General features: G+C 36.8%; 2 protein-coding genes. Both read right to left on the bottom strand.

Features of this window, described 5'->3' with window-relative positions; genetic code table 11:
• Positions 1-661: 661 nt before the first annotated feature.
• Positions 662-1,576, bottom strand: a complete 915-nt coding sequence (locus tag ACFIKE_RS04400) for a DMT family transporter (RefSeq protein WP_375625468.1) — start codon at positions 1,574-1,576, stop codon at positions 662-664.
• Between the two features lie 32 nt (positions 1,577-1,608).
• Positions 1,609-2,365: acetylglutamate kinase (gene argB, locus ACFIKE_RS04405; protein WP_375648473.1), on the bottom strand; the 757-nt coding region annotated here is incomplete at its 5' end.

Below are 2,365 nucleotides of genomic sequence, written 5' to 3' on the forward strand. Positions count from 1 at the left end.
TCATAGTGAATCAATCAAATTTTGTGCTTCCCCATTATAAAACAGGGCTAGTATATGGATAAAAACGTTTAAGAAATGAGTAAACATGCCTCTCTCTCTTTCAAATGCCAAAGGCTGTCATAATATTGAGAACTGACAAAGAAAATGCTAGTGCCTTTTATTTAAGTAAAACGATGATGCTCTGTAGTTTTTCTATACTTCACGCGGACCGTCAATGAATATGATGTATATTAAGAAAATTGTCTTTTTAAAAAACGCGTTAATATACAACATTATGGGAGGCTGCTTTAGGCGTTCTATTTTACGTGAGAAGCATAACTCGATTAAAGGACAAAAGAAATAAAGTGCGACAGTGCGTAATTTTCATTATTCAAAAACATTACCATGGATGTTTTTGAAAATTGTAAAGCTAAATTTAAACATGATCGTAAAGATGAAAGCTGTTTTTTGTCTTTACCACTTCATGCTTTGACTCAATGAACGTTGACTTCCCGTTTCAGAGGTTAAGCAAACAGATAAATATTATTGCTCCAATTTTCTATACAAAAGCTGGAATAGCTTATAAAGCCTCCTTTATCTTCATATTAAAAAAAGCCTCAAAAATGAAAACTTTGCAAGCAAAAATCTCATGTAATAAAATCATAATAGAAAAGGTGCATAGCTAATCATTTTTTTCAATTGCTTTATTTTTTTTACGCCATTGTGAAGGTTGTAATTCAGCCACAATGATCCCAATCAGAATAAGCAAACCGCCCAATAAAGCTAAGGGAGATAAATGTTCTCCAGCCAAACGCCCAACAATACCAGCCCATACCGGTTCACCTGCGTAAATGAGTGTCGCACGTGTAGGGGAAATGGACTTTTGTGCCCAATTCATAGCTAATTGAATGATGGCACTCATTAATGCCAATCCTATACCAATATTAAACCATACCCACGAAAATTCAGGGATGCTTTCACCCATCAAAGGCATACAAGCAAATGAAAAAAAACCACTAAAAAATAACTGAATAATGGTCACACGCCGACTATCAACCTTATTGGCAAAAATTCCGATGAGTATGACTTCTCCAGCAATCGCTAAAGCACCTAACAAAGTCAAAATTTCGCCTTTTGAAAAATCAAAATTTCCCGGCTTTTGTCCTGAAATAAGTACAAGCCCAATAAAAGCGAAAACAATACCAACCCAACAAGCAAAACGGGGAGGTTTTTTAAAAACAATCCATTGCAAGATTGGAACCATAGGTACATAAAGCGCTGTAATAAAAGCCGACTGACTACTAATAATCGTTTGAAGTCCAGCTGCTTGAAAAGCATAACCTAAAAACATGGCTAAACCAATCGCCATCCCAGCGAAAACTTCATAAACCGTTATACCTTTTATAGAGCGCCAAAAAATTGCTCCACATATAAGAGATGCAACAATAAAACGAAATCCAACAAAAAACAGGGGACCACTATAGCGTACCGCGATATGAATGACTAAAAATGTAATACCCCACAATATTGTTGCAACAAATATTGCTAATTCTGGCTTACTTAATAAAGGATATTTAAGCTGTTTTATATTTGTCATGAAAGGCTTTCTCCTCCAATTTTCCGCACAATTTATGAAACAATAAGCGTTCCAACTCCCTGTTCGGTAAACAGTTCTAGTAAAACAGAATGAGGAGTTTTACCATTTAAAATGACAACACCTTCCACACCATTTTGAAGGGCTTTTATACAAGTCTCTACTTTTGGAATCATGCCTCCTGAAATTGTTCCATTTTTGATAAGTTTCTCTGCTTCAGAAACTGTCAATTCTTTTAAAAGTTGGCCCTGTTTATCCAAAACACCAGGAACATCAGTGAGAAATAAAAGGCGTTTAGCCTCTAATGCACCAGCAATAGCCCCAGCAAAAATATCAGCATTAATATTATAGGTTTTTCCATCGCGTCCTGGAGCCACAGGAGCAAGAACTGGTATCATTTCAGAACATGCTAAAAGATCCAGCAATGTGCGATCAACTTCAATAGGCTCACCAACAAATCCCAAATCTAAAACACGTTCAATATTCGAATCAGGATCAATGACAGTTTTATAAGCCTTTTCGGCAAAAACCATATTGCCGTCCTTGCCACATAATCCTATTGCCCATTCACCCTCTGCATTGATGAGAGCGACAATTTCTTTGTTTATGGAACCGGCCAAAACCATTTCAACGACTTCAACGATCCGCTCGTCGGTTACCCGTAAACCGTTTTCAAATCGTGATTCAATCCCCATTTTCATCAAAATTTCAGCAATTTGAGGCCCACCACCATGAACAACAACAGGGTTAATCCCCGATTGCTTTAATAGAGCAATATCACGCGCAAATGCT

It is taken from the genome of Bartonella sp. MU70NMGDW (assembly GCF_042194085.1).
Taxonomy (GTDB): Bacteria; Pseudomonadota; Alphaproteobacteria; order Rhizobiales; family Rhizobiaceae; genus Bartonella; species Bartonella grahamii.

What these genes read in the sequence shown, in the direction of transcription:
- ACFIKE_RS04400 (WP_375625468.1), bottom strand. Translation starts at nt 1,576, where the DNA reads ATGACAAATATAAAACAGCTTAAATATCCTTTATTAAGTAAGCCAGAA.